Raw genomic sequence first — 20,420 nt, 5'->3', positions numbered from 1 at the left:
GTCTGATGATCAGCCGGCGCGATGCCACACGATCCCGAAGTCGTCCGTGAGGGTGTCAGCGCCCGCGTCGTAGCCGAAGAAGATGGTCAGACGTGTCCTGAGTGCGTTGCCTCCAGGTAGGCACACGAGGCTCGCGACCATCAGCACGTCACTGCCGTCCGCATAGCCGGGGCCCGACAGCTGGGCGGGGTTGCCGCCGCAGACGCTGGTCGCGGACTCGTCCACGTAGGCCATCGCATAGGCGGTGCGTCCCGAGCCCCTGATCTCGAGGGTCTGGTTGCTTCCGTCATTGTCGACCGAGGTCCACGTGCCGGCCAGTGCTCCGCCTGCGGCCGATGCGGCGGCCGGAGCGAGGACTGCGGTGGTGGCTGCGAGGATCGCACTGGCCGCTATCGAGACAGTTGCACGATTCATGTCGATTCCCTTCCGCTGCACCGAAATGTGCGTGACTCGATGCTGGCGCGAGGCCCAGTCGACGGCAATGGCCCAACTGGGCCACGCCCGCGGACTAGGCATGCGTTGGTGGCGGTGATGGCGGTGATGGAAGGAGCGATCACCGCCCACCAAGGCCCGCCTGCAGTCCCACGATGTCGTGCGACTCCTGTAGCCACGCTTTCAGTTCGTCGTCCAGGTCGGCCGGCTGCTGAACCTTGACGAAGTGACTTCGCCATCTCGGGCCGTAGTCGGCGGTCCGGACTATCCGTGGGCTGTCCAGCCACCGGTGCAAGGAGAAGCTGACCAAGAAGCCGTCCCTGCGCGGGGAAAGGCCGGCGAACCTGACTCTCGCAACGCAGACCAGCCGCGTCTTCTGCGGGATCACCTGCACGTCGCCCAGTGAGTGCAGCACCGACACATACGTCCGTGCCAGGTCCAGCACGCGTGGGTCCGACGTGGCGAACAGCTCTTCGAGCGTGAAGTGCCCGCAGGAGTGCCACAGGTTCCGCGTCACCAATCTGGCCCCGCAGCGCGGACAGCTCCACAGGGGCGGCTGGCTGCTCTGGGTCCGGGTGTCCTCCACTGCTCCGTGCACCTCCAGACGACTGGGCCTGAAGAACCCTCTGATGTCTTCGATTATCTGGCGGCCGGGCCTTTCGCGGTGCGCCGGCCTTCGATGTTGGGCGCTGTCGACGCCCGGACGACAGGGCTACCGTCGGCACCATGAGGATCCTGGAGCGCCTCACGGAGGCACAGAACGCCCACGACGCCCAGCGCATGGCGTCCCACTTCGCCGAGGACTACGTCAGCTCCCAACCCGCCCACCCCGGCCGTGCCTTCACCGGCAGTGCCCAGGTGCTGTCCAACTGGACCGCGGTCTTCGAGGGGGTCCCCGACTTCCGCGCCGAGCTGCTGGCCTCGTCACACGACGGGGACACCGAGTGGGGTGAGTTCGACTGGCAGGGTCAGCACAGCGACGGCTCACCCTTCGCGATGCGCGGAGTGATCATCGTGAAGGTCCGTGACGACCTGATCGCCGAGGGCAGGCTGTACATGGAGCCCGTGGAACGTACAGGCCAAGACATCGCGGCCGCGGTCGAAGAGCTGTACCGACCGGGGTTACAGCCATCTGACTGACAAACGGCCAGGTCGCTGCCAGCACCAGTTCGCGACGCGCCGTCAGCCGACGATGCGGTCCAGCGTGAGCGGCAGGTCTGTCACGCGCCTACCGGTGGCGTGGCGGACGGCGTTGGCGACGGCGGCGCCCACTCCGACGATGCCCACCTCCCCCGCTCCGAGGATGCCCAACGGCATCTGGGGGTCCGGGTCGTCGAGGGTGTGCACGTCCAGGTGCGGGACGTCCGCATGCACCGGTACGTGGTACTCGGCGAGGCTGGGGTTCATGATCCGCGCGCTCCGCGTGTCGATCAGGGTCTCCTCCCCCATCGCGAGGCCCAGTCCCATGACGATGCCGCCGCGCAGCTGGCTGTGGGTCGTCTTGGGGTTGACCACCCGACCCACGTCGAAGACGCTGACCCACCGACGGATTCGCAGCTCACCGGTGTCGGCGTCGACCCGCACCTCGCAGAAGTGCGCACCGGTGGCGGCCTTCATCCAGCGCCTGCTGTCCAACACCAGCTTGGACAGGAACCGCACCTGCCCCCACATGGCCTTCGGTCCGGTGTCAGCGCCGACCTCAACGGTGAGCGAACGCTCCCCCGAGCGGGTCAGGACCTCGGCGGGGTCTGAACCGTCCGGCATACCTGCCCTGGACGCCAGCGCGTCCAGCTTCTTGCGCATGGCGTGGCAGGCCTTCTCGATCGAGCCGGCAAGGCTCGCGGTCTGGCCAGAGCCCCCCGCGCCCGGGCCCATCGGGAGGTCGGAGTCGCCGTACAGCGTGTTCACCCGTTCCAAGGGCACCCCCAGGCAGTCCGCGACCATCTGGCCCACGACGGTGGCCGTACCCATGCCCATCTCGTGGAAGGCGCAGGCGAGCGTGGCGCTGCCGGTGGCGTCCACGGTGAGCTGGACGTTGGCGACGAACTCCCAGGACGGGTGGATGGCCGCCGCCACGCCCCAGCCGACGAGATCCTTGCCGTCGCGCGTCCCCGGCGCCGGCCGATCGGCCCACCCGAACAGGTCGCGTCCCTGCTCGAGCGTCTGGGCGAGCCTGCGGTGGGAGTAGCGCGTGCCGTGGACCGGGCTCTTCTCCGAGGGCTGGTTGAGCAGGCGCAGGTCGACCGGGTCCATTCCGAGCTCGATGGCAAGCTCGTCGACCGCGGACTCCACGGCAAAGCTGCCCTGCGCCTCGCCGGGAGCACGCATCGCTGTGTTCGTCATCAGGTCGAGCTCGACGACCTTCTGCTCAGCCAGGATCGTCGACGCGTCGTAGAGGTCGAGGCTGCACGCCACGATCTGGTCGGCCTCACCACCGACGCGACCCTTGCGCGACGTGGCCGAGTGGATGAGGGCCTCCATCTGACCGGCTCGCGAGGCCCCGATCGCCACGCGCTGGCGGGTGGGAGTCCGACCACCCACGGTGCGGTAGACACCCTCTCTGGTGAGGGCCAGCCGCACCGGTCGCCCCGCGACCTTGGCAGCCATGCAGGCGATCAACGTGGCGGCCCACACCTTGGACTTGCCGCCGAAACCCCCACCGACGAACTTCGAGACGACGTGGACGTCGCTGGCCGGAATGTCGAACCGCTTGGCCAGGAACTTCTGGGTCCAGTCGATGTTCTGGCATCCCTCGTAGACGGTGAGCCGCTTGCCGTCCCAGACGGCCGTGGTCGCATGCGGTTCGAGGGCGTTGTGGTTGTGCTGGGGCGTGGTGAAGGTCAGGTCCACCTTCACCGGCGAGATCGCGTATGCCGCGCGGGCGTCACCGCGCCTGCCTCCCGTAGCGGGCATGACCGGCATGGATCGGACCTTTGTCGCGGTAGGCAGCTCAGCATCGAAGTCGGCTGTCGGAGTGATGGTTTGGTACTCCACGCGGACGAGGGAGGCTGCGTACTGAGCCGCCTCGAGGGTCTCGGCAACGACGGCGGCAACGGGCTGCCCGTCGACGTGCACCTCGTCGGTGTTGAGGAAGGCGATGGAGCTCCCCGCAGCCATCGTCGAGAGATCCATGGGGTTCATCCGGGTCGGTGGCGGGGTGAGGCGCGGGGCGTTGTGATGGGTCAGGACCAGCACCACACCCGGGTGGGCCTCGGCCCGGGCGACGTCCATGGAGGTGATCCGACCACGGGCGATGGGTGCGTGGACGAGGACGGCGTGGGTCATGCCCGGGAGGGGGTAATCCGCCGAGAACCGTGCTGTGCCAGTGGCTTTCGCGAGGCCGTCCACCCGGTCGACGGCCCTGCCGATGGCGGGTCCGGTGTGCCTCTCCGCCTCTGTCGGCCCAACGGCCTGGGTGGTCCGCTCAGGTGCCAGGGTCATGCCGCACCCCCTTCGTCGCGGAGTCGCCTGAGGGTGGCGGTGATCGTGCGGACTGCGAGGTCGATCTTGAACTCGGTGCTGGGCGTGCCCACGGCCTGCGCCAGCTCGGCACGGGCCGCGGCGGCGAACTCTTCGTCGGTGGCCGGTCGGCCGGTCAGGTGCCGCTCGAGAGTCGTTGCCCGCCAAGGCTTGTGGGCCACTCCACCGAGCGCGACCCGCACCTGGGAAACGGTGTCGTCAGTGACCTCGATCGCGGCGGCCACGGAGACCAGCGCGAACGCGTACGAGGCACGGTCGCGGACCTTGCGGTAGCGGGACCGGGCCGCCAGCGCCTGGGCGGGGAGGGTGACCGCCGTGATGAGCTCGTCCGCCGCGAGGGTGGTGTCCACGTCCGGCGTCTCTCCGGGGAGTCGGTGGAGGTCCTGGATCGGGATGGTCCGGACACCGGAGCGGCTGGCGACCTCGACCTCCGCGTCGAGCAGCACGAGCGCCACAGCCAGGTCGGAGGGATGCACCGCGACGCAGTGCTCGCTGGCTCCGAGTACGGCACCCATCCGGTTGTGACCCCCGGCGGCATCACAGCCGGCACCGCGCTCACGCTTGTTGCACGCGGCGGCGTCGTCGTAGAAGTAGAGGCACCGCGTGCGCTGCAGCAGGTTTCCTCCGACCGTCGCCATGTTGCGGATCTGACCCGAAGCGCCCATGAGAATCGCCTGTGCGAGCACCGGATAGCGTTGGCGCACAGCCAGGTCGGCGGCGAGATCGGTGTTCCTGACGCCTGCACCGATCCGCAGGCCGCCATCCGCCGTCTGCGTGATCTCGGCCAACGGGAGTCGCGTCACGTCGATGAGCACGTCGGGTGTCTCGATGCCCTCACGCATGAGGTCGACGAGGTTGGTGCCACCGCCGAGGAACTTCGAACCCGGCAGGTCCACGATGGCCGCCAGCGCCTCGTCGATGCTGGCCGGCACGGCATACGACACCGGCTTCATCGGCGACCACCCGCCGTGCCGGCGTAGGACTCGATGGCCTCCGCGATGCCGTTGTAGGCACCGCACCGGCACAGGTTGCCGCTCATCCGTTCCCGCAGCTCGAGGTTCGAGGGTTCCGGAGGTGCGGCCAGGTGGTCGGAGACCGCGCTCGGCACGCCTTCGTCGAGCTCGCGCAGCATGCCCAGAGCCGAACAGATCTGCCCCGAAGTGCAGTAGCCGCACTGGAACCCGTCTGCACCGACGAACGCGCGCTGCAGGTCGTGCGGAGCCTCGGGTGTTCCCACGCCCTCGATGGTGGTGACCTCGCGGCCCTCGACCTGCACCGCAAGGGTGAGGCAGCCCAGCACGCGTCGGCCGTCGACGAGGACGGTGCAGACGCCGCACGCGCCCTGGTTGCAGCCCTTCTTGGTCCCCGTGAGGTCCAGATGTTCGCGCAGCAGATCCAAGAGGCTCACCCCTGCATCCACCTCAACCTCGGTCGGTGCTCCGTTGAGGGTGAAGTGGAGCTCCGGAGTGGTACGGGGCTGCACTGGCACTGGCGTCTCCCTTCCTTGTCGGGAGACTAACCCAGCTCTGGCGGTCGGTGCCTTGACCCCGACACTGCCTGGACCCGCAGGCAGGGGAGGTGGCGCGGGTGGAGCCCGCCGAGGTGTTTCCAGCCGCGGACCGGGGCGGGCTCCCCACCTGAGCACGCCGACTGCGCAAGAATGGGTCATGCCCTCATGGTCGGACGCCCGGCGCCACGAGCACGTCCTCTCGTCATTGGCCTGCCCCGCCCGAGCCCAGCGGGGCTAGGTGATCCCCTCGTCCTCGTTCCTGCGCCGGTGGGACTTCGCCGCCGTACTGGTGCTGCTCGGCGTCTTCGTGCTCGGGGCGACCGCCGTCCGGTTCGCCCCGCCCGGATCGTCGGTCGCCGTGTGGTGGCCGGCCGCCGGGCTCGCCGTGGCCTTCCTGCTCGCAACCGGCCCCAACCGCTGGCGGGCGGTGATCGTCGTCGTCGGCATGGTGGTGTTCAGTGGCGCAGCCAACCTGTACGGCGGCCGGCCCCTTCTGGCCGCCACGTGTTTCGGCGTGGCCAACGCCACCGAGGCCGCGGTGGTCTGGTGGGTGATGACCCGGGGAGGGCGCCGCCCGCGCCTCGCCTCGCTCGACGACCTGGGTCGGCTCCTGATCGCCACCCTGACAGGAGCCATCGTCTTCGGCATCCTGGCCGGCCTCACCGTGAGGTTCACGCTCGACGGCACCTTCCTGCCCACGGCGTATACCGTCGCGGCGTCGCACGCGGCTGCCGTCCTCATCATGGCGCCGCTGGGGGTGGCCGTCTCCACCAGCCGGTCCCAGCCCCGCCGCCTGGAGGACCTGCTCCAGGTGCTCACCCTGCTGGCTGTGGTCCTGTGGGTGTTCGGTTCCAGGGACGGGCTCCCTCTGGCCTTCCTCCCGCTCCCCGTGCTCGTCTGGGGCGCGACGAGGCTGCACCTGCGGAGCCTCGCCGCTCAGCTGGTTGGCCTGGGCGTCATGGTCGTCTTCCTCACCAGCGAGGGTGGCGGACCCTTCGCCGCCGCGGGGCGCTCGGGGATGGTCGAACCCGAGACGGTCGGCGCGCTGACCCAGGCGTTCCTGATCACCGCGGCGATCACCGGGCTCGCGCTGGCCGTGGCGTCGACCCAGCGCCGTGACGCCCTCGACGACCTGCACAGCGAGGCGACGTTCACCCAGACGGTGCTCAACTCCGCCGTCGCCACGGCCATCATCGGGACCGACCCCTCGGGCACCATCACGTTGTTCAACCGTGGCGCGACGAACCTGCTCGGCTACCAACCCGAAGAGGTGGTCGGTTCGCTCAACTGGGTCGATCTGCACGACCCGCCAGAAGTGGCCAGGCGTGCGGCCGAGCTCGGCCTGGCGCCTGGTCCGTCCGTCCTGGTCCACCTGCTCGAGGGTGCGGACCGCACGGAGACGCGTGACTGGACCTGGGTCACCCGGGATGGGCGCCGCATCGTGGTCGACCTGACCACCAGCGCGATCGTCGACCAGGCCGGGACGGCCACGGGCTACCTCGGTGTCGCCGAGGACGTCACCGAGAGACGCCTGTCGGCCGACGCGGTGCAGACCGCGCTCCGGCGCGAGCGCCGCGCGGTCGAGGAGCTCACCGCCCTGGACCGGGCCAAGACGGACTTCCTGTCCTCCGTCAGCCACGAGCTGCGCACGCCGCTTGCCAGCGTGCTCGGCTACACCGAGATGCTGGAGGACGGCGCAGTGGGGCCGCTCGCCCCGAAGCAGCTCGACCTCATCTCGCGGATCGACCGCAACGGACGGCGGCTGCTTGCCCTCATCGAGGACCTCCTGCTCAACTCGCGCATCGAGTCAGGGCAGCTCCACCTGTCGCGCCAGCGCTGTGACCTCGTGGAGGTCGTCGACCACGCCTGGGAGTCCGTGGGGGCGCTCACCCAACGGCGAGACCTCCAGCTGTCCCGCGACGTCACCGACCGCCCGGTCCCGCTGCACGGCGACCCGGCCGCCCTCGAGCGGGTCGTCACGAACCTCCTGTCCAACGCCGTCAAGTTCACCCCCGACGGCGGCAGCGTGGTGCTCAGGCTCGACACCACGCGTGACCCCTCCGGCGCGGGCAGGGCGAGGCTGGTCGTGGCCGACACGGGCTACGGCATCACCGAGAGCGACCAGGGTCAGGTCTTCCGCCGGTTCTTCCGCTCCTCGGACGCCAACGAGCGGGCGGTCCAGGGCACTGGTCTCGGGCTGTCCATCGTGCGTGCCATCGTGGACGGCCACGACGGCACGGTCCACGTGACGTCGAGCATCGGCAAGGGGTCGGCCTTCACTGTCCTGCTGCCGTTGGCCACCGTCCCCAGGTCGAACGCCAGAGCCACCTGACGACTCGCCGATGAGTCGCCGATGAGTCGCGGGGTCGGCAGCGGTCTACCTGGCATGGACACGAACCACGAGAGGCCCGCCAGGACGCACCCTGGAGCGCCCACCGAGGCCGACCCGCAGCCGTACGAGCTCGATCCGCTGGTGGACGCCTACATCGAGGCGTTGCCCGCATGGCAACGTGCGCTGTGCCAACAGCTGCGCGAGATCGTGCACGCCGCCGACCCCGAGGTGCAGGAGACGATCAAGCGGCGGGTCCAGCCCTACTTCGTGCTCGAGGGCAACGTCTGCGCCCTGCTCGCCACGAAGGACCACGTCAACCTGTTCGTCTACGACGGCGCCATCGTGGACGATCCGCACAGCCTGGTGACCGCTGGCCACGACAACGCCACCGCGCGCACGATCGCCTTCTGGGAGGGCGATCCGGTCAACGAGCCTGCGCTGTTGGACTTCCTGCGCCAGATCATCGCCAACAACCGGTCCGGTGGGTGGCGGCGGCTCAAGAAGCCCTGAGGCCGAGGCGAGCACTCCCGTCGGGAGCTCGAGGTGGCCGTCCCGTCCCTGCTAGTCGTCCATCGAGCTGAGGTCGGGCGGGACGTCGACGGCGTGCTCCCGCAGGACCTCCAGCGGCACGACCTCGAGCACCGCCTCGTTGGTTGACGCCAGGACGACGTGGGCGGCTGCCCCGTCACGATGCGCCCGCGCCCAGTTGAGGGCCGTCACGCACCAGCGGTCCCCCGGAACCAGTCCGGGGAAGCGGTACTCCGGCATCGGCGTCGACAGGTCGTTGCCGATGCCGCGCTGGTGCTCGAGGAACTCGGCCGTCACCACCGCGCAGATGGTGTGGCTGCCGAGGTCCTCCGAGCCGGTGCTGCAGCACCCGTCACGGAAGAACCCGGTCATCGGCTCGGTGCCGCAGACCTCCAGCCCGCCACCGAGGACGTTGCGCTCGGCCACCTCCCCGGAATCGCCCGGAGCAGGCCCCATCAGCCTTCCTCGCGTGCGGCGGCTCGTTGCTCCTCGCGCAGGCGAGGCTCGGTACGCCGCTCGGGGTGGATGCCGTGCTTGTCACGGTAGAACTCCCGGACCTTGTCCATGTCTGCCACCACGTCCGGTGTGGCGGAGATCGTGGGACCGAAGCCGGCGGTGCGAGTGGGCCCGTCGATGAAGGCAAGGGCGATCGGGAGCTTGGCCGACCGCGCGAGGCGCCAGAAGCCCGATTTCCAGTACTCGCCCTTCTTCCGCGTTCCCTCTGCGGCAAGGATGAGCAGGAACGGCTCACCGCTGCGGGCCTCGCGCACGAGCTCTCGCACCACGGCGCCAGGGTTCTCGCGGTCGAGCGGCAGGCCGCCGAGGCGGTGCAGCAGCCAGCCCACCGGCCCCCGGAACAGCTCCTTCTTGATGAGGACCCTCGGCGTCACCCCGCCCCGCCACATGACGAGCAGCATCATCACGAAGTCCCAGTTGGACGTGTGCGGAGCGCCGACGAGCACCCCTGTCCTGGGGACCTGGCCGACGGCTGTCCACCCACTGGCTCGCAGCACCAGGCTGGCGAGTCGACTCCTCATGGTGTGCCTCTCGGGCAGGGCGCTCCGGTCACGGGTCGGGCGATGACGCTGGTTGGGTCCCGATGGTGGTGAGGCCCGGATGGCTGGTGGGGTCGCTGACGACAGCCTGGGCGACGTCAGTGAGGCGGTGGTGGTTGCGGCGAGCGTAGTGGCGCATGCGCTCGAAGGCGGCATTGACGTCGATGCCGTGGGTCCTGGCAAGCACGCCCTTGGCCTGCTCGATGGCGATGCGGCTGTTGAGAGCACCCTGGAGCTGCTCCGTGAGCACCTCAGCACTGCGGATGCTGCGCTCCTGCAGGAGTCCGATGGTCGCGATGTCGGCCAGGGACTGCAGGATGCGGACGTCGGCCGGCTCCAGCAGGCCGGTGTCGGTGCTGAACATGTTCAGCGCCCCGATGACCTGCCGGCGGTGGCGCAGCGGGAAGGCGTGGACGGACTGGAACCCCGCCTCGACCGCGCGGGGAGCGAACAGCGGCCATCGTTCAGCGGCCAGGTGCAGGTTGGTGTTCACGACTGCGGTGCCTGTGCGGAAGCAGTCGAGGCAGGGGCCCTCCTGGTACTGCAGCTGGAACAGCTCCAGCAGCTTGACCGACTCCGCCGAGGCGGCCATGTACTGCAGCTGGCCACGGGGGTCGGCGAGCAGGAGGCCTGCGGAGGCGGTACTGCTGACCTCGGCGGTGTGCCTGGTCAGGGTCTCCAGGAACTCGATGACGTCGAAGTCGTCGACGAGCGTGTCCGCCACCTCGACGAAGACCTCGGCGAGCACATCAGCTGCAATCATCCTCTCCGCCCCTTCCCCGTCGTGGCTCCCGGGCGGGCCGGTCGTCTGCCCGTCATGCGGTGTCTCGGTTCAGTCTGAGTTTACCGGCGACGATGTCCTTGGCGACATCGCTGATGTAGCGATTGTGGGCGTAGGCGTGGCCACGCAGGCGGGCCATCGCCTCGTCGATGCCGACACCCAGGTCGACCATCACCATCCCCTGCGCCTGGTAGACCTCCAGTCGGTAGGCCATGGCGTCATCGAGGTCCCCTGGGGTCTTTCCGTCCTTGGCGCCGTCCTGTCCGTCCACCAGCAGGCCCATGGCCACCTCGGCGAAGGTGACGGCCCGGGTGAGTGCATCGGTGGTCAGCGAACCCGGCTCGTTGCGGTAGACGTCGAGCGCGCCTGCCCGAGCAGTCCCGACCTGCAGGGGGAACGCGAAGACCGCCTGGACACCGTGCTCCTGCGCCGCGGGAGCGTAGCCCGGCCAGCGTCGCAGTCCATGGGTGGGGAGATCTGGCTCCAGGACCGGGCGGCGCGAAGCGAAGGCGTCGATGCACGGACCCTCGCCGAGGGTGAACTGCAGCTCCTCGAGCTCCCGGCTGGCCAGGCCAGACGCCGCGATCGTCCCCCCGCCGCGGTTGTCGTCCGTCAGGAGGCTGAGCCCGACACCCGTGGCCGGAAGTGCGCGGGTCAGCGCGAAGCACAGTCGTTCGAGTCGACCGATGGTTCCAGGGGCTGCGTCTGGTGGGGGTGGCTCGTCGTCGATGAGCTGGTTGGCACGAGCAAGGCGCCACTGGGCGTCGTTCACCCGGACCTCCCCGGAGAGCACGTGGGGACGGGGACCGGGCAACCGAGGCCCAGAGGTGCGGTGGCGGCACCCGCACTCACCATGCTCATGTGCTCACCCCTCGTCGACTCGGACCCGGTCTGGGCGCTGTCGTCGGCGTCCGGGGGCTGGCTGCTCGGCCTTCGTCAAGAATAGCCCCGATGGCGTTCAGGGCGGGGGATGCGATGACTCTAGCGATGCCTCTCGTGATGCCTCTCGCGACGCCTCAGGCCAGGCCGGCCCGGTGCGCGATCACCACCAGGTGCACGCGGTCGCGAGCGTCGAGCTTGGTCTGGATGCGCGACACATGTGTCTTCACCGTGGTCTCGCCGATGAACAGGCTCCGCGCGATCTCGGGGTTGGTGGCTCCCTGGGCAACGAGGTGCAGCACCTCCGACTCCCTCGGCGAGAGGCGACCCAACGCCGCCACTGCCTCGGGGTGTTCCTGCCTGGGTTGGCCGCGGACCAGCTGCGCGAGCACCTGCTTCTCCACGGCGACGTCACCGGCGGCCACTGCGCGAATCGCCGCGACGAGCGACTCCCGGGGGGCGTCCTTCAGGAGGTACCCGCTGGCGCCCGCCCGTAGCGCGGCGAGAACGTAGTCGTCCGCCCCGAAGGTCGTCAGGATGAGAATCTTTGTGGGAGAGCCAGATTCGACGATCCTTCGGGTGGCCTCGATGCCGTCGACCTCCGGCATGCGGATGTCCATGAGGGCCACATCGGGTGCCAGCGTCGTGATCAGGCCTATCGCCTCGGCGCCGTCCGCGGCCGTGCCCAGGACGGTGAAGTCCTCTTCCGCATCGAGGATGGCCGCGACACCGTCACGGATGAGGAACTGGTCGTCGACCACGACCAGGGTCGTCACGGGGCGTCCCCGAGGGGCAGGACCGCGCGCACCCGGTAGCCGCCGCCCGGCCGCGGTCCGGTCGTCAGCATGCCGCCACACGCCGCCACCCGTTCGTGCATTCCTGACAGCCCGTACCCGGGTGCGGCTGCGGTGCCGTTCACCTGGCCGGCCGCCGCGCTGTCGTTCTGCACGTCGATGACGAGCAGGTCGGCCTGCTGTCGCACGGCGACCGAGGTGGGTGATGCGTGAGCGTGCCGCAGCGCGTTGGTCAGAGCTTCCTGCACCACCCGGTATGCCGTGGCCGAGGCCTCGGGGGTGAGCGTGGGTTCGCCGTCGGGCGCGTCGAGCGTGATCTGCAGCCCGGACTCCCGCATCCGCCGGACCAGCTCGGGGACGTCGGGCCAGGTCGGTGGGTGGGCGGCGCCACTTCCCTGCGTCGGATCCCGCAAGGCCTCCAGCAGGCGTCGGGTCTCGCCGAGTGCATCACGCCCCGTGTCCTGCACCCGGAGCATCGCCTCGTCCGCCCGAGCCGGGTCCGAGGTCATGAAGAGCCGCGCCAGCTCGGCCTGCACGACGATGACGCTGAGGCTGTGCGACACGACGTCGTGGACCTCACGTGCAAGGCTCACCCGCTGGTCCGCAACGTCGGCCTGGGCCCGCGCGGCGACCGCCTGGGCGACCTGCTCACGAAGGATGCCTTCGTGGCGAAACGCAGCCCCCAGCGCGAAGATCCACCACGAGTTCAACCCCCACGCCCACGCGTTGTCGACGTTGATCTGAGGGATGACGCTCGTCCACAGCAGGACCGGGACCTCGGGCAGGACGAGGGCGGCATACTTCGACACCCCTGCGCCATAGCGTCCGCAGGCGAACACGGCGACCACGAGCAGGTAGAGGCCGGCCAGCAGGAACGCGTGGAGCTGCGCCGTCGTGGTCAGCGCGAGCGAGCCGACCACCACCACGAGCGCGGGAACCGGATGCGCCCGCCGCAGGCACAGGGCGGCGAACCGGGCGATGAAGTCGCTGACGTCGGAACGCCCGCGCAGTGACAGGGCTGCGAGCTGCAGGGCGGCTATCCATCCCTCCGTGCGCTCCTCGAGGGCTGCCACCTCACGTGCCGTGAGGTCCAGGCCCGCGGAGGCGTTGAGATATGCCGTGGCCTCCTCCGGCGTGAAGCGAAGGTCAGCTGCTCGGATCTCGACCAGCTCCCCCCGCACTCGCCACCGTGGCAGCGGCAGGTCCGGGTCGGCGCGGGTGCTCAACAGCACGTGGACGTTCGGAGGACAGTGCTCCAGGAAGAACGTCATGCCCTCGCGCACGCCGGGGTCGACGACCACGTGGTAGTCGTCGAGGACCAGCCAGACCTCCCCCGGCGCCGCGGCCAGCTCGTTCAACAACGGGGTCAGCACTCCCCCGACCGACATCGGCGCGGATGCAAGGCGTTCCAGTGCAACGACGCCGATGCCGGTCACCGCCGTCTGCAACGCCGTCACGACATAGGTCCAGAACGACGCTGCCTCGTTGTCCGCGCTGTCAAGCGAGACCCAGGCGACAGGGCGACCTGCCGTTCCCGCCTCGAGGACCCACTCCGACATCAGCGTCGTCTTGCCGAACCCGGCAGGGGCCGAGACCAGCGTGAGCCTCGCCTGTCCTCCCGCGTCGAGGAGCTCGTGCAGGCGTGCGCGGCCCACCAGACCCTGTCGCAGCCTGGGAACGTAGAGCTTGGTCCCGATCAGCGGACGTGCCACACGCATCCCCGTTCGACGGTGCGCCACCTCTGGGTGGCGTCGCCCGGCCAACGCTAACGCGCCGGGCACCGGCAGACCCGGGGACGGTCCTTTCGCCTCTTGGGTGCCGGCGCCGGACCGACGTTCAGAGCTGCGTGCTGAGGTACGCCTGCAGCGCGTTCACGGTCCGGGCGTTCCAGGTCCCGGCCCCGTCGCGTGCGATGCCGACATAGGACTGCATCGCAGCCATCGAGTGGGGGCCCCACTGTCCGTCGACGGGGGTTCCGACCCGAGCCTGGAGAGCCCTGACGGTCGCGGAGCCGAAGGTGCCGGTGGCGGTCACGCCCAGCCAGCGCTGCAGTGCCGCGATGGTCAGCGGCCTGAACACGCCGTCCACGGCGAGCCGTGTCACGAGCAGTCCGTCGGTGGCCTTCTCGAGCAGGACCCGGTATGCCGCCGCGTTGACCTTCGCCCGGAACGCCGGGTCACTGGCCGTCCTGGCACTCACGGCAGCGACCATCGCCGGCAGGACGGCGGGGTTGACGGTGAGGACGATGTCGCCGCCGGCTGAGATGAAGCTGGTGGCGCGCGTGCCGGGAGACCACGCCGCGACCTGCCTGGCGTTGCCCAGGTCGTCACTCATGACGACGCCGGTGAACCCGAGGTCTCCGCGGATCATCCCCGAGATCACGGTGGGAGAGAACGCAGCCGGGCGGTCGGCGTCGATCCTGGAGTACACGGCCAGGGACACCATGACCATGCGCGCACCGGCGGCGATGGCCGAGCGAAACGGAGCGAGGTCCCCCGAGGTGCGGCTCGTCACGCTGTCGGTCACTCCGGCGGTGGTGTCGGTGTTTGCCGTCACGTGTCCGAGGCCCGGGAAGTGCTTGGCCGTGACGGCGAGGCCGACACTGCGTTCGCCCCGGACGATGTCGCCGCCCTTCGCGGCGACCACCGTTGGTGTGTAACCGTATTCGCGGGAGTAGCTGCCGATGGGCACGTTCTTCGTGCCGAGGCTCGCCGGTACCGTGTCCACGACCGGGGCCAGGTTCAGGTCAACGCCCGCTCGCGACAGCTGCTGTCCCCAGGTCTTGGCGTTCGCCGTCAGGGTCGCATCGGTCCAGGTGCCCTGGGTCAGGGCTGACGGGATGCGCGTGAAGCCGGCGCCCTGGAGCACCTGGACCTGCCCGCCCTCCTGGTCGGCGGAGACGTAGAGGGGAACCCCCGCCGTCGCGCCGGCGGTCGTCAGCCGGTCCGCGCTGGCCGCGAGGTACCGCACGGGTGCGGCCCCGGCATACGTCCGGCCTGTGAGGATGAGGTTGCCCACGTGGTGCGCGGTGATCGCGGAGGCCGCGGCGGAGGACAACCCCGTCGCGGGCGTGCCGACCATGAACAGCTGCCCGATGCGCTGCGCCTCGGTCATCCTGGTGAACGCCGCCTGGGCGAGACTGGCGGGGCTCGCGGCGGAAGCTGCGCTGGCCCCAGTGGTCATCGTCGTCGTCAGGGTGGTCGCCAGCGCCAGGGTCAGCACGCCCACCACGGAGGCACTTCTGGTCGGTCGCCCTCGTTCCATACCTCGAAGACGAACGACGGTGGCAGCCGGTTGTCTCCGGTCATCCCTGCCGCGCGTTCGGGCCCGGGTCCGTCGGCGAAACTCCCGTCGGATTCTGCTGCGGACGATGCGGCGACGGTGGAGGATCGAGGTGGGTGGGCGCCGACCGGTGCCGGCCTGAGACCTCGAAGGAGTAGTCGTGTCGAAGTACATGGTCTTCTACAACACCACCAGCGCCATGCGCGCCCAGATGGCTGAGATCCCGCCCGACCAGGCAGCGGCCGGGATGCAGGAGTGGATGGGCTGGGGCGATCGCGTCGGGGACAACCTCGTCGACATGGGATCGCCCCTGGTGAACGAGGGCGACGCCGACGTGCAGGTGTCGGGTTACTCGGTGATCGACGCCGACTCGCAGGAACAGCTGGACGGGTTCCTCGAGGGACACCCGCACACCGCGGCGGGCGGCACGATCTCGACGCAGAAGTTCATGGAGATCCCCGGCATGTGACCGGGACGCGGGGGCGAGCCGAGGGGCACGCCCCCGCGTCGGCCTTGCGTGGTCAGCCTTCGAGGTCAGCCGTAGTCCTGTCCGAGCGGGACGGTTCCCGCGGCCTTGGCCACGTGCGCCGACACCGTCGACCTCTGCCTGAGGACCTCCCGACCTCCCCCACCTGACACTCCCAGCGTCATGACCGGCCCGACACCTCTCGCGTAGAACTTGTACTCGAGGACGTCGGGCTGGATGGTGATGGTGTCGCGGGTCAGCAGCACGTCACCGAACTTGCCCGCCGCCACCTCGGCGATCTCGTTGACGCTGAGGATCTGGCCGTTGTCCTCGGCCTTGCCCTGGTAGAACTCCTGGCGGTACCTCATCCCGACCTCCGGCCTGCCCGGCATGACGACGCCGGCCAGCGCTCCGTCGACGCCGGCCTCGAAGGAGCCTTCCTTCGAGGAGACCTTGCCGTCCTCGAACTCCGCGGTGTCCTCACCGAGGTACCAGATGGTGCCGTCGCGGTGCTGCGCGTAGTAGTCGAAGGTGTCCTCCACGAGCCCCTCCTTGGCGGTGACCGTGTCGCGCACCACCCGCGCGGTGACCCCGTTCGCCACCACGCGCGTGAGACTGGTGACGGTCACGACGACCGTGAGGGCGCGACCCTCGTCGTCGACCTCGTCGTAGGTCCACCGGGTTCCCGGTTCCATCGGCCAGTACGCGTTGTCGATCACCGTCGTGAAGTCTGACGGCTGCATCGAGACGCTCTGGCCACCCTGAGGCAGGGCGACCGGCTCCGGCCCCGTCGACCCCGTGGACCCGCTGGGTCCGGTCGAGCCCGTGGACCCGCTGGGTCCGGTCGAGCCCGTGGACCTGGTCGATGCCGTGGACCCGCTGGACCCGCTGGGCCCGGTGGATGCGCTGCATCCACCCGCTACGAGGGACACCGCAGCGGCGGCTGCGGCGGCAGCCGCCACGGACCCCGCCCGGACGGTCGGGCGTGCGCCCCGGCTACCCGTTCTCGTGGTCCGCCTTGCTGCCCACGACGTGGAACTGGTCGTCGAGCTGGACGTCCACCTGGCTGCCGTCGCCCAAGGTGACCTCCACCTCGTACAGGCTCTCCTCATCACCCACCTCCGTCTCGGTCACGCGGCCGCCGCCGGTCTCGGCCAGCGCGGCTTCCGTTGCCTGCTTCAGAGCCGCTCCCGTGATGGGTCGGTCCGTGGCGCCGTCGTCCCGGCCGCCCGCGACGGCTGCGCCGGCACCCAGAACACCAACGAGGCCAACGGTTCCGACGAGGGCGATTGCCCGGCGCTTCGTCATCCGAAGTTCCATGTCGAGTCTCCTTCCGGTTCATCCCGAGACTAGGAGGGCGAGATGAGGTGACCATGAGCTCTCATCGGGATCTCACGTGGCTGCCTACCATGGAAGAGTGCACCTGCTGCTCGTGGAGGACGAGCCGAAGATGGCCCAGCTGCTCCGGCGCGGGCTGGGCGAGAACGGCCACGTCGTCGAGGTGGCACTCACTGGGGAAGCAGCGGTCGACGCTGCGACGACCGGCGAGTTCGACGCCGTACTTCTCGATGTGATGCTGCCCGACATCGACGGCTTCGAGGTGTGCCGACGCCTGCGCCGCGGCCACAACTGGGTGCCGGTCCTGATGCTGACCGCGCGCACCGCGGTGCGTGACCGCATCCAGGGCCTGGACGTGGGCGCCGACGACTACCTGACCAAGCCGTTCGCCTTGGTGGAGCTGCTGGCGAGGTTGCGCGCCCTGGCCCGTCGAGGGTCTGTGCCGCGGCCCCCCACGCTGGTCGTGGGTGACCTCACGCTGGACCCGGCGACGCGTCGGGTATGCCGTGGGGGCGCGTCCGTCGTCCTCTCCTCACGCGAGTTCGCCCTCCTCGAGGCGTTCATGCGTCGACCGGGTCGGGTGCTCACGCGTGACCAGCTTCGTGATCTCGTCTGGGATGTCGCGCAGGACGGCCACTCCAACATCGTGGATGTCTACGTGCGCTACCTGCGCGAGAAGATCGACCGCCCGTTCGGCCACAGGTCGCTGCAGACGGTCCGCGGTGTCGGATACCGCCTCGACAGCTCGGGCCGATGAAGGCCGCGAACCGCCTGCCGATCCGCATCCGGGTCGCGGCTTCCTTCGCCATCGCCACCGCCATCGCCCTCGCGGCCCTTGGCACGTTCGTCTACGTGCGCGTGGACAACACGCTGACCCAGCAGAGCCGTGAGGCCATGGCCATCCAGCTGGACGCGCTCGCTCGTGTCCCGTGGCCAGGTCGCGCCGACGCCACCACGTCCATGACGGGTGAGTTCTTCGCCCAGATCACGACGCCGGAAGGTCGGTTGGTGGCCTCCTCGCCGCAGGTCTCGGGCTCAGTGCTGAACACCGACGATGTGGCCCGCTCGACCCGCGTGAACCAGGCAATTGACCGCCCGGTCCGGCTCGTCGGGGAGGAAGAACCAGAGGGGAGCCTGCTCCTCGTCCGCCGGGTCTCAGACCAGGTCCTCGTGATCGGCACCTCGCAGTCCCGCACAGAAGACGCACTGGGCGGCATCCAGGCGCAGTTCCTCGTGGGTGGACCGCTGGCGCTCATCCTGGCGTCCGGGCTGGGGTACCTCGTGGCGGGATCCGCCCTGCGTCCGGTCGAGCGCATGCGACGGAGGGCGGCCGAGATCTCTTCGACGTCGACGGGCTCCAGGCTGCCGCTACCTGTAGCCCACGACGAGATCCACCGACTCGGCTCGACCCTCAACGGCATGCTCGACCGGCTCGACTCCGCGGTGCAGCAGCAACGCCGCTTCGTCGCGGAGGCCAGCCACGAACTGCGCACACCGCTGTCGCTACTGCGCGTCGAGCTCGACCTCGCGCTGTCCCGGCCGCGCTCCCGCGACGAACTCGTCACAGCGCTGACGTCGGCGAACGAAGAGGTGTCGCGACTCACCGCGCTGTCCGAAGGTCTCCTCACCGTGGCTGCGACCGACCAGTCGCCCCTGCCCCTCGACCTTGCCGACGTCGACATCGACCAGCTGGTTCACGGTGTGGCGCAGCGCTTCTCGCCTCGGGCCGCCGCAGAGGGGCGGCGCATCGAGGTGCGTGCTGATGGGTCGTTGGCGATCCGCGGTGATGCTGTCCGCCTGGAGCAGGCGCTGGGCAACCTCGTCGACAACGCGCTCAGACACGGCGACACGGACGTGTGCCTCGATGTCTCGAGCCAGCCCCACCAGGTGACCATCAGGGTTCGCGATCGTGGGCCGGGCCTCTCCGTGGACCTGCGGCAGCGTGCCTTCGATCCGTTCAGCAGGGACGGTGGGTCCCGGCCAGTCCGAGGGCACGGCCTGGGCCTGGCCATCGTGGACGCCATCGTCACCGCACACGGGGGAACGACCACGATCGGCCCGCGCTCCGACGGTCCCGGCACCGAGGCAACGCTGACCTTGCCCGCCGCTCCCAGCTAGCTCACGAACGCGGCTAGAGCCAGGTGTGGATGCGGACCGTCGTGCCTGCCTCGCCGGAGCGGACCTGGACGAGGTCGCACAGCTGGTTGGCCATCCACAGGCCGCGCCCGTGCTGCTCCCCCCACGGCGGCAGGCGTCGTCCGATCATCGGGTCGGCGATGTGGCCGTGGCCACGCACCTCGCAGACCAGCGCATGGTCCTCCTGCCAGATGCGCAGCTCGCTCTCGCCGCGGCCGTACACGGCACTGTTGAGGGCGACTTCGTGGACGGCGAGGGCCAGGTCGTCGCTGCGCTCCTGCGTGAGTCCGACCGACGAGGCAGACGCCTTGACGTCCGCACGGATCGCCGCCAGGTCATCGCTACCGAAGACTCGGTGGGAGACCGCGACCTCGACCGCTCCAAGATCGGTCTCGAACATCGTCACGACGTGATGGGCTCCGCCGTAGGTGGTGCTCCCACGATGCGTCTCGATGTCGACAACCACGGGGTGGGAGCGGTGTGCCTCCGCCACCACGCTTTCCGGGAGCGTGCCCAGGTCATAGGGGCACATCAGCCACAGGGGGGTTTCGGTGTCGACGGCCATGTTGAGCAGTGCCTCGTGCATCTGGCACTCGGCGAGCTCGGCGAGCCGTCGGCCGTGCCAGATCGGCTCGCCGATACCCCGCACCGGTTGCCCGGGGTGCGCGTCCGTGAAGCGCTGCCATGCGGGAATGATCCGCGCCGGGTTCGCCCCGAGCCGAACCATGTCGAAGAACTCCACCTGGTCCGCGAGCCCACCGAGGGCGTCGCGCAGCAGGTCGATGTGGGAGGGGACGACCGCGACCATGACGGGCTGGCCCGCGCTGAGGCCTTGCGTGACGAACGGGACCGTCCCAGCAAGGAACTGGTCGTCACCGGACCAGAAGAACGCCTCGTGTCTGTAGCCGTCGTGCGTCCGACGCGCTGCGCCGGCGCCGCGCTCGGTAGCCGCACCCTCCACTGGGGTGTCGACTTGGTCGGTTCCCTGCGGCGACGTAGCCGCTCCCTTCGCGAGGGCCCGCCGCTGAATCGCGGCGGACAAGCGTGTGCAACGTCTCCCCCGAGGCTACGCCCGAATCGCCGGCTCGAACCCAAGTTCGCACTGCCTATTTGTCCCGGCGTCGTCGTGCGGAACACTGTTGGGTGCACAGCGGTTGCACGCGGAGCGAGCCGGGGGCGTCATGGTGGATCGACCAGTGAAATGACGAGGCCAGTGAGCCTCGGGCCGAGGTCGTGGGCACCGTCGGAGAGAGATGCCATCGGTCATGACAAGACGATCAGACGACGGCAGTTCCCGACGCTTGTCCTCCTGATCGTCGGCGTTGCCGCCCTGGTGGGGGTGACGGCTGGGTTGCTCCGTTCACCAGGTCCCGACGCGAGTCCCTCGACCGTGAGCGCGTCCACCAC

The 20,420-nt window shown here is 69.6% G+C and carries 21 protein-coding genes; 6 read left to right on the top strand and 15 right to left on the bottom strand.

Going from position 1 to position 20,420, the window contains the following annotated elements; genetic code table 11:
* Positions 1-9: 9 nt before the first annotated feature.
* Positions 10-414 (bottom strand): hypothetical protein, encoded by a 405-nt coding sequence (locus AC1DVZ_RS10145; RefSeq protein ID WP_477618067.1) that lies wholly within the window; start codon positions 412-414, stop codon positions 10-12.
* A gap of 139 nt (positions 415-553) precedes the next feature.
* Entirely contained in the window at positions 554-949 is a 396-nt protein-coding gene (locus tag AC1DVZ_RS10140; RefSeq protein ID WP_477618066.1) for a DUF5655 domain-containing protein, read from the bottom strand.
* A 209-nt stretch (positions 950-1,158) separates the two neighbouring features.
* On the opposite strand from AC1DVZ_RS10140, the gene AC1DVZ_RS10135 reads away from it, so the two are divergent.
* Positions 1,159-1,572, top strand: coding sequence for a nuclear transport factor 2 family protein (locus tag AC1DVZ_RS10135; protein ID WP_477618065.1), 414 nt, complete (start codon positions 1,159-1,161; stop codon positions 1,570-1,572).
* A 42-nt stretch (positions 1,573-1,614) separates the two neighbouring features.
* Here AC1DVZ_RS10135 and AC1DVZ_RS10130 read toward each other — a convergent pair whose 3' ends face one another.
* From AC1DVZ_RS10130 to AC1DVZ_RS10120, 3 genes are read right to left on the bottom strand one after another with little or no spacing between them, the layout of a single operon-like run.
* Positions 1,615-3,873: a xanthine dehydrogenase family protein molybdopterin-binding subunit gene (locus AC1DVZ_RS10130; protein ID WP_477618064.1), complete on the bottom strand. Its 2,259-nt coding sequence runs from the start codon at positions 3,871-3,873 to the stop codon at positions 1,615-1,617.
* The gene (locus AC1DVZ_RS10125) at positions 3,870-4,865 is read right to left on the bottom strand and encodes an FAD binding domain-containing protein (RefSeq protein ID WP_477618063.1); all 996 of its coding nucleotides are present in this window, start codon (positions 4,863-4,865) and stop codon (positions 3,870-3,872) included. Before AC1DVZ_RS10125 ends, AC1DVZ_RS10130 begins: the two co-directional genes overlap by 4 nt.
* Entirely contained in the window at positions 4,862-5,395 is a 534-nt protein-coding gene (locus AC1DVZ_RS10120) for a 2Fe-2S iron-sulfur cluster-binding protein (RefSeq protein WP_477618107.1), read from the bottom strand. Before AC1DVZ_RS10120 ends, AC1DVZ_RS10125 begins: the two co-directional genes overlap by 4 nt.
* Positions 5,396-5,660: 265 nt before the next feature.
* Between AC1DVZ_RS10120 and AC1DVZ_RS10115 the strand changes: the two genes are divergently transcribed.
* A complete protein-coding gene (locus tag AC1DVZ_RS10115; RefSeq protein WP_477618062.1) occupies positions 5,661-7,754 on the top strand; it encodes a sensor histidine kinase in 2,094 nt (697 codons plus the stop codon).
* 54 nt (positions 7,755-7,808) lie between these two features.
* The gene (locus AC1DVZ_RS10110) at positions 7,809-8,264 is read left to right on the top strand and encodes a DUF1801 domain-containing protein (protein WP_477618061.1); all 456 of its coding nucleotides are present in this window, start codon (positions 7,809-7,811) and stop codon (positions 8,262-8,264) included.
* 51 nt (positions 8,265-8,315) lie between these two features.
* Here the strand turns inward: AC1DVZ_RS10110 and AC1DVZ_RS10105 are convergent, their stop codons facing one another.
* The 7 genes from AC1DVZ_RS10105 to AC1DVZ_RS10075 form a co-directional block, all read right to left on the bottom strand.
* Complete coding sequence (locus AC1DVZ_RS10105) at positions 8,316-8,738, bottom strand: DUF2237 family protein (RefSeq protein ID WP_477618060.1); 423 nt, start codon at positions 8,736-8,738, stop codon at positions 8,316-8,318.
* Entirely contained in the window at positions 8,738-9,319 is a 582-nt protein-coding gene (locus tag AC1DVZ_RS10100; protein WP_477618059.1) for a 1-acyl-sn-glycerol-3-phosphate acyltransferase, read from the bottom strand. Before AC1DVZ_RS10100 ends, AC1DVZ_RS10105 begins: the two co-directional genes overlap by 1 nt.
* A 28-nt stretch (positions 9,320-9,347) precedes the next feature.
* Positions 9,348-10,100, bottom strand: coding sequence for an ANTAR domain-containing protein (locus tag AC1DVZ_RS10095; RefSeq protein ID WP_477618058.1), 753 nt, complete (start codon positions 10,098-10,100; stop codon positions 9,348-9,350).
* A gap of 52 nt (positions 10,101-10,152) precedes the next feature.
* Positions 10,153-10,890, bottom strand: a complete 738-nt coding sequence (locus tag AC1DVZ_RS10090) for a GAF and ANTAR domain-containing protein (RefSeq protein WP_477618057.1) — start codon at positions 10,888-10,890, stop codon at positions 10,153-10,155.
* 244 nt (positions 10,891-11,134) lie between these two features.
* The gene (locus tag AC1DVZ_RS10085; protein WP_477618056.1) at positions 11,135-11,773 is read right to left on the bottom strand and encodes a response regulator; all 639 of its coding nucleotides are present in this window, start codon (positions 11,771-11,773) and stop codon (positions 11,135-11,137) included.
* Positions 11,770-13,503 carry a sensor histidine kinase gene (locus AC1DVZ_RS10080; RefSeq protein WP_477618055.1) on the bottom strand — a complete coding sequence of 578 codons (1,734 nt, stop codon included), beginning with the start codon at positions 13,501-13,503 and terminating at the stop codon, positions 11,770-11,772. The genes AC1DVZ_RS10085 and AC1DVZ_RS10080 overlap by 4 nt, the downstream gene beginning before the upstream one ends.
* 124 nt (positions 13,504-13,627) lie before the next feature.
* Positions 13,628-15,022 carry a glycoside hydrolase family 3 N-terminal domain-containing protein gene (locus AC1DVZ_RS10075; RefSeq protein ID WP_477618054.1) on the bottom strand — a complete coding sequence of 465 codons (1,395 nt, stop codon included), beginning with the start codon at positions 15,020-15,022 and terminating at the stop codon, positions 13,628-13,630.
* A gap of 211 nt (positions 15,023-15,233) precedes the next feature.
* Between AC1DVZ_RS10075 and AC1DVZ_RS10070 the strand changes: the two genes are divergently transcribed.
* Positions 15,234-15,542 (top strand): hypothetical protein, encoded by a 309-nt coding sequence (locus AC1DVZ_RS10070; RefSeq protein ID WP_477618053.1) that lies wholly within the window; start codon positions 15,234-15,236, stop codon positions 15,540-15,542.
* 65 nt (positions 15,543-15,607) lie between these two features.
* On the opposite strand, the gene AC1DVZ_RS10065 is transcribed toward AC1DVZ_RS10070, so the two are convergent.
* Positions 15,608-16,258, bottom strand: a complete 651-nt coding sequence (locus AC1DVZ_RS10065; RefSeq protein ID WP_477618052.1) for a hypothetical protein — start codon at positions 16,256-16,258, stop codon at positions 15,608-15,610.
* Between the two features lie 277 nt (positions 16,259-16,535).
* Positions 16,536-16,859 carry a PepSY domain-containing protein gene (locus tag AC1DVZ_RS10060; RefSeq protein ID WP_477618051.1) on the bottom strand — a complete coding sequence of 108 codons (324 nt, stop codon included), beginning with the start codon at positions 16,857-16,859 and terminating at the stop codon, positions 16,536-16,538.
* Between the two features lie 76 nt (positions 16,860-16,935).
* On the opposite strand from AC1DVZ_RS10060, the gene AC1DVZ_RS10055 reads away from it, so the two are divergent.
* Positions 16,936-17,634: a response regulator transcription factor gene (locus AC1DVZ_RS10055; RefSeq protein ID WP_477618050.1), complete on the top strand. Its 699-nt coding sequence runs from the start codon at positions 16,936-16,938 to the stop codon at positions 17,632-17,634.
* The gene (locus tag AC1DVZ_RS10050) at positions 17,631-18,995 is read left to right on the top strand and encodes a HAMP domain-containing sensor histidine kinase (protein ID WP_477618049.1); all 1,365 of its coding nucleotides are present in this window, start codon (positions 17,631-17,633) and stop codon (positions 18,993-18,995) included. Before AC1DVZ_RS10055 ends, AC1DVZ_RS10050 begins: the two co-directional genes overlap by 4 nt.
* Positions 18,996-19,008: 13 nt before the next feature.
* Here AC1DVZ_RS10050 and AC1DVZ_RS10045 read toward each other — a convergent pair whose 3' ends face one another.
* Positions 19,009-19,974 carry an anti-sigma factor RsbA family regulatory protein gene (locus AC1DVZ_RS10045; RefSeq protein ID WP_477618048.1) on the bottom strand — a complete coding sequence of 322 codons (966 nt, stop codon included), beginning with the start codon at positions 19,972-19,974 and terminating at the stop codon, positions 19,009-19,011.
* Between the last annotated feature and the right edge of the window lie 446 nt (positions 19,975-20,420).

The sequence above is a fragment of the Pedococcus sp. P2_E5 genome (genome assembly GCF_056403895.1).
This window is presented reverse-complemented; position numbering and strand designations above follow the sequence as displayed.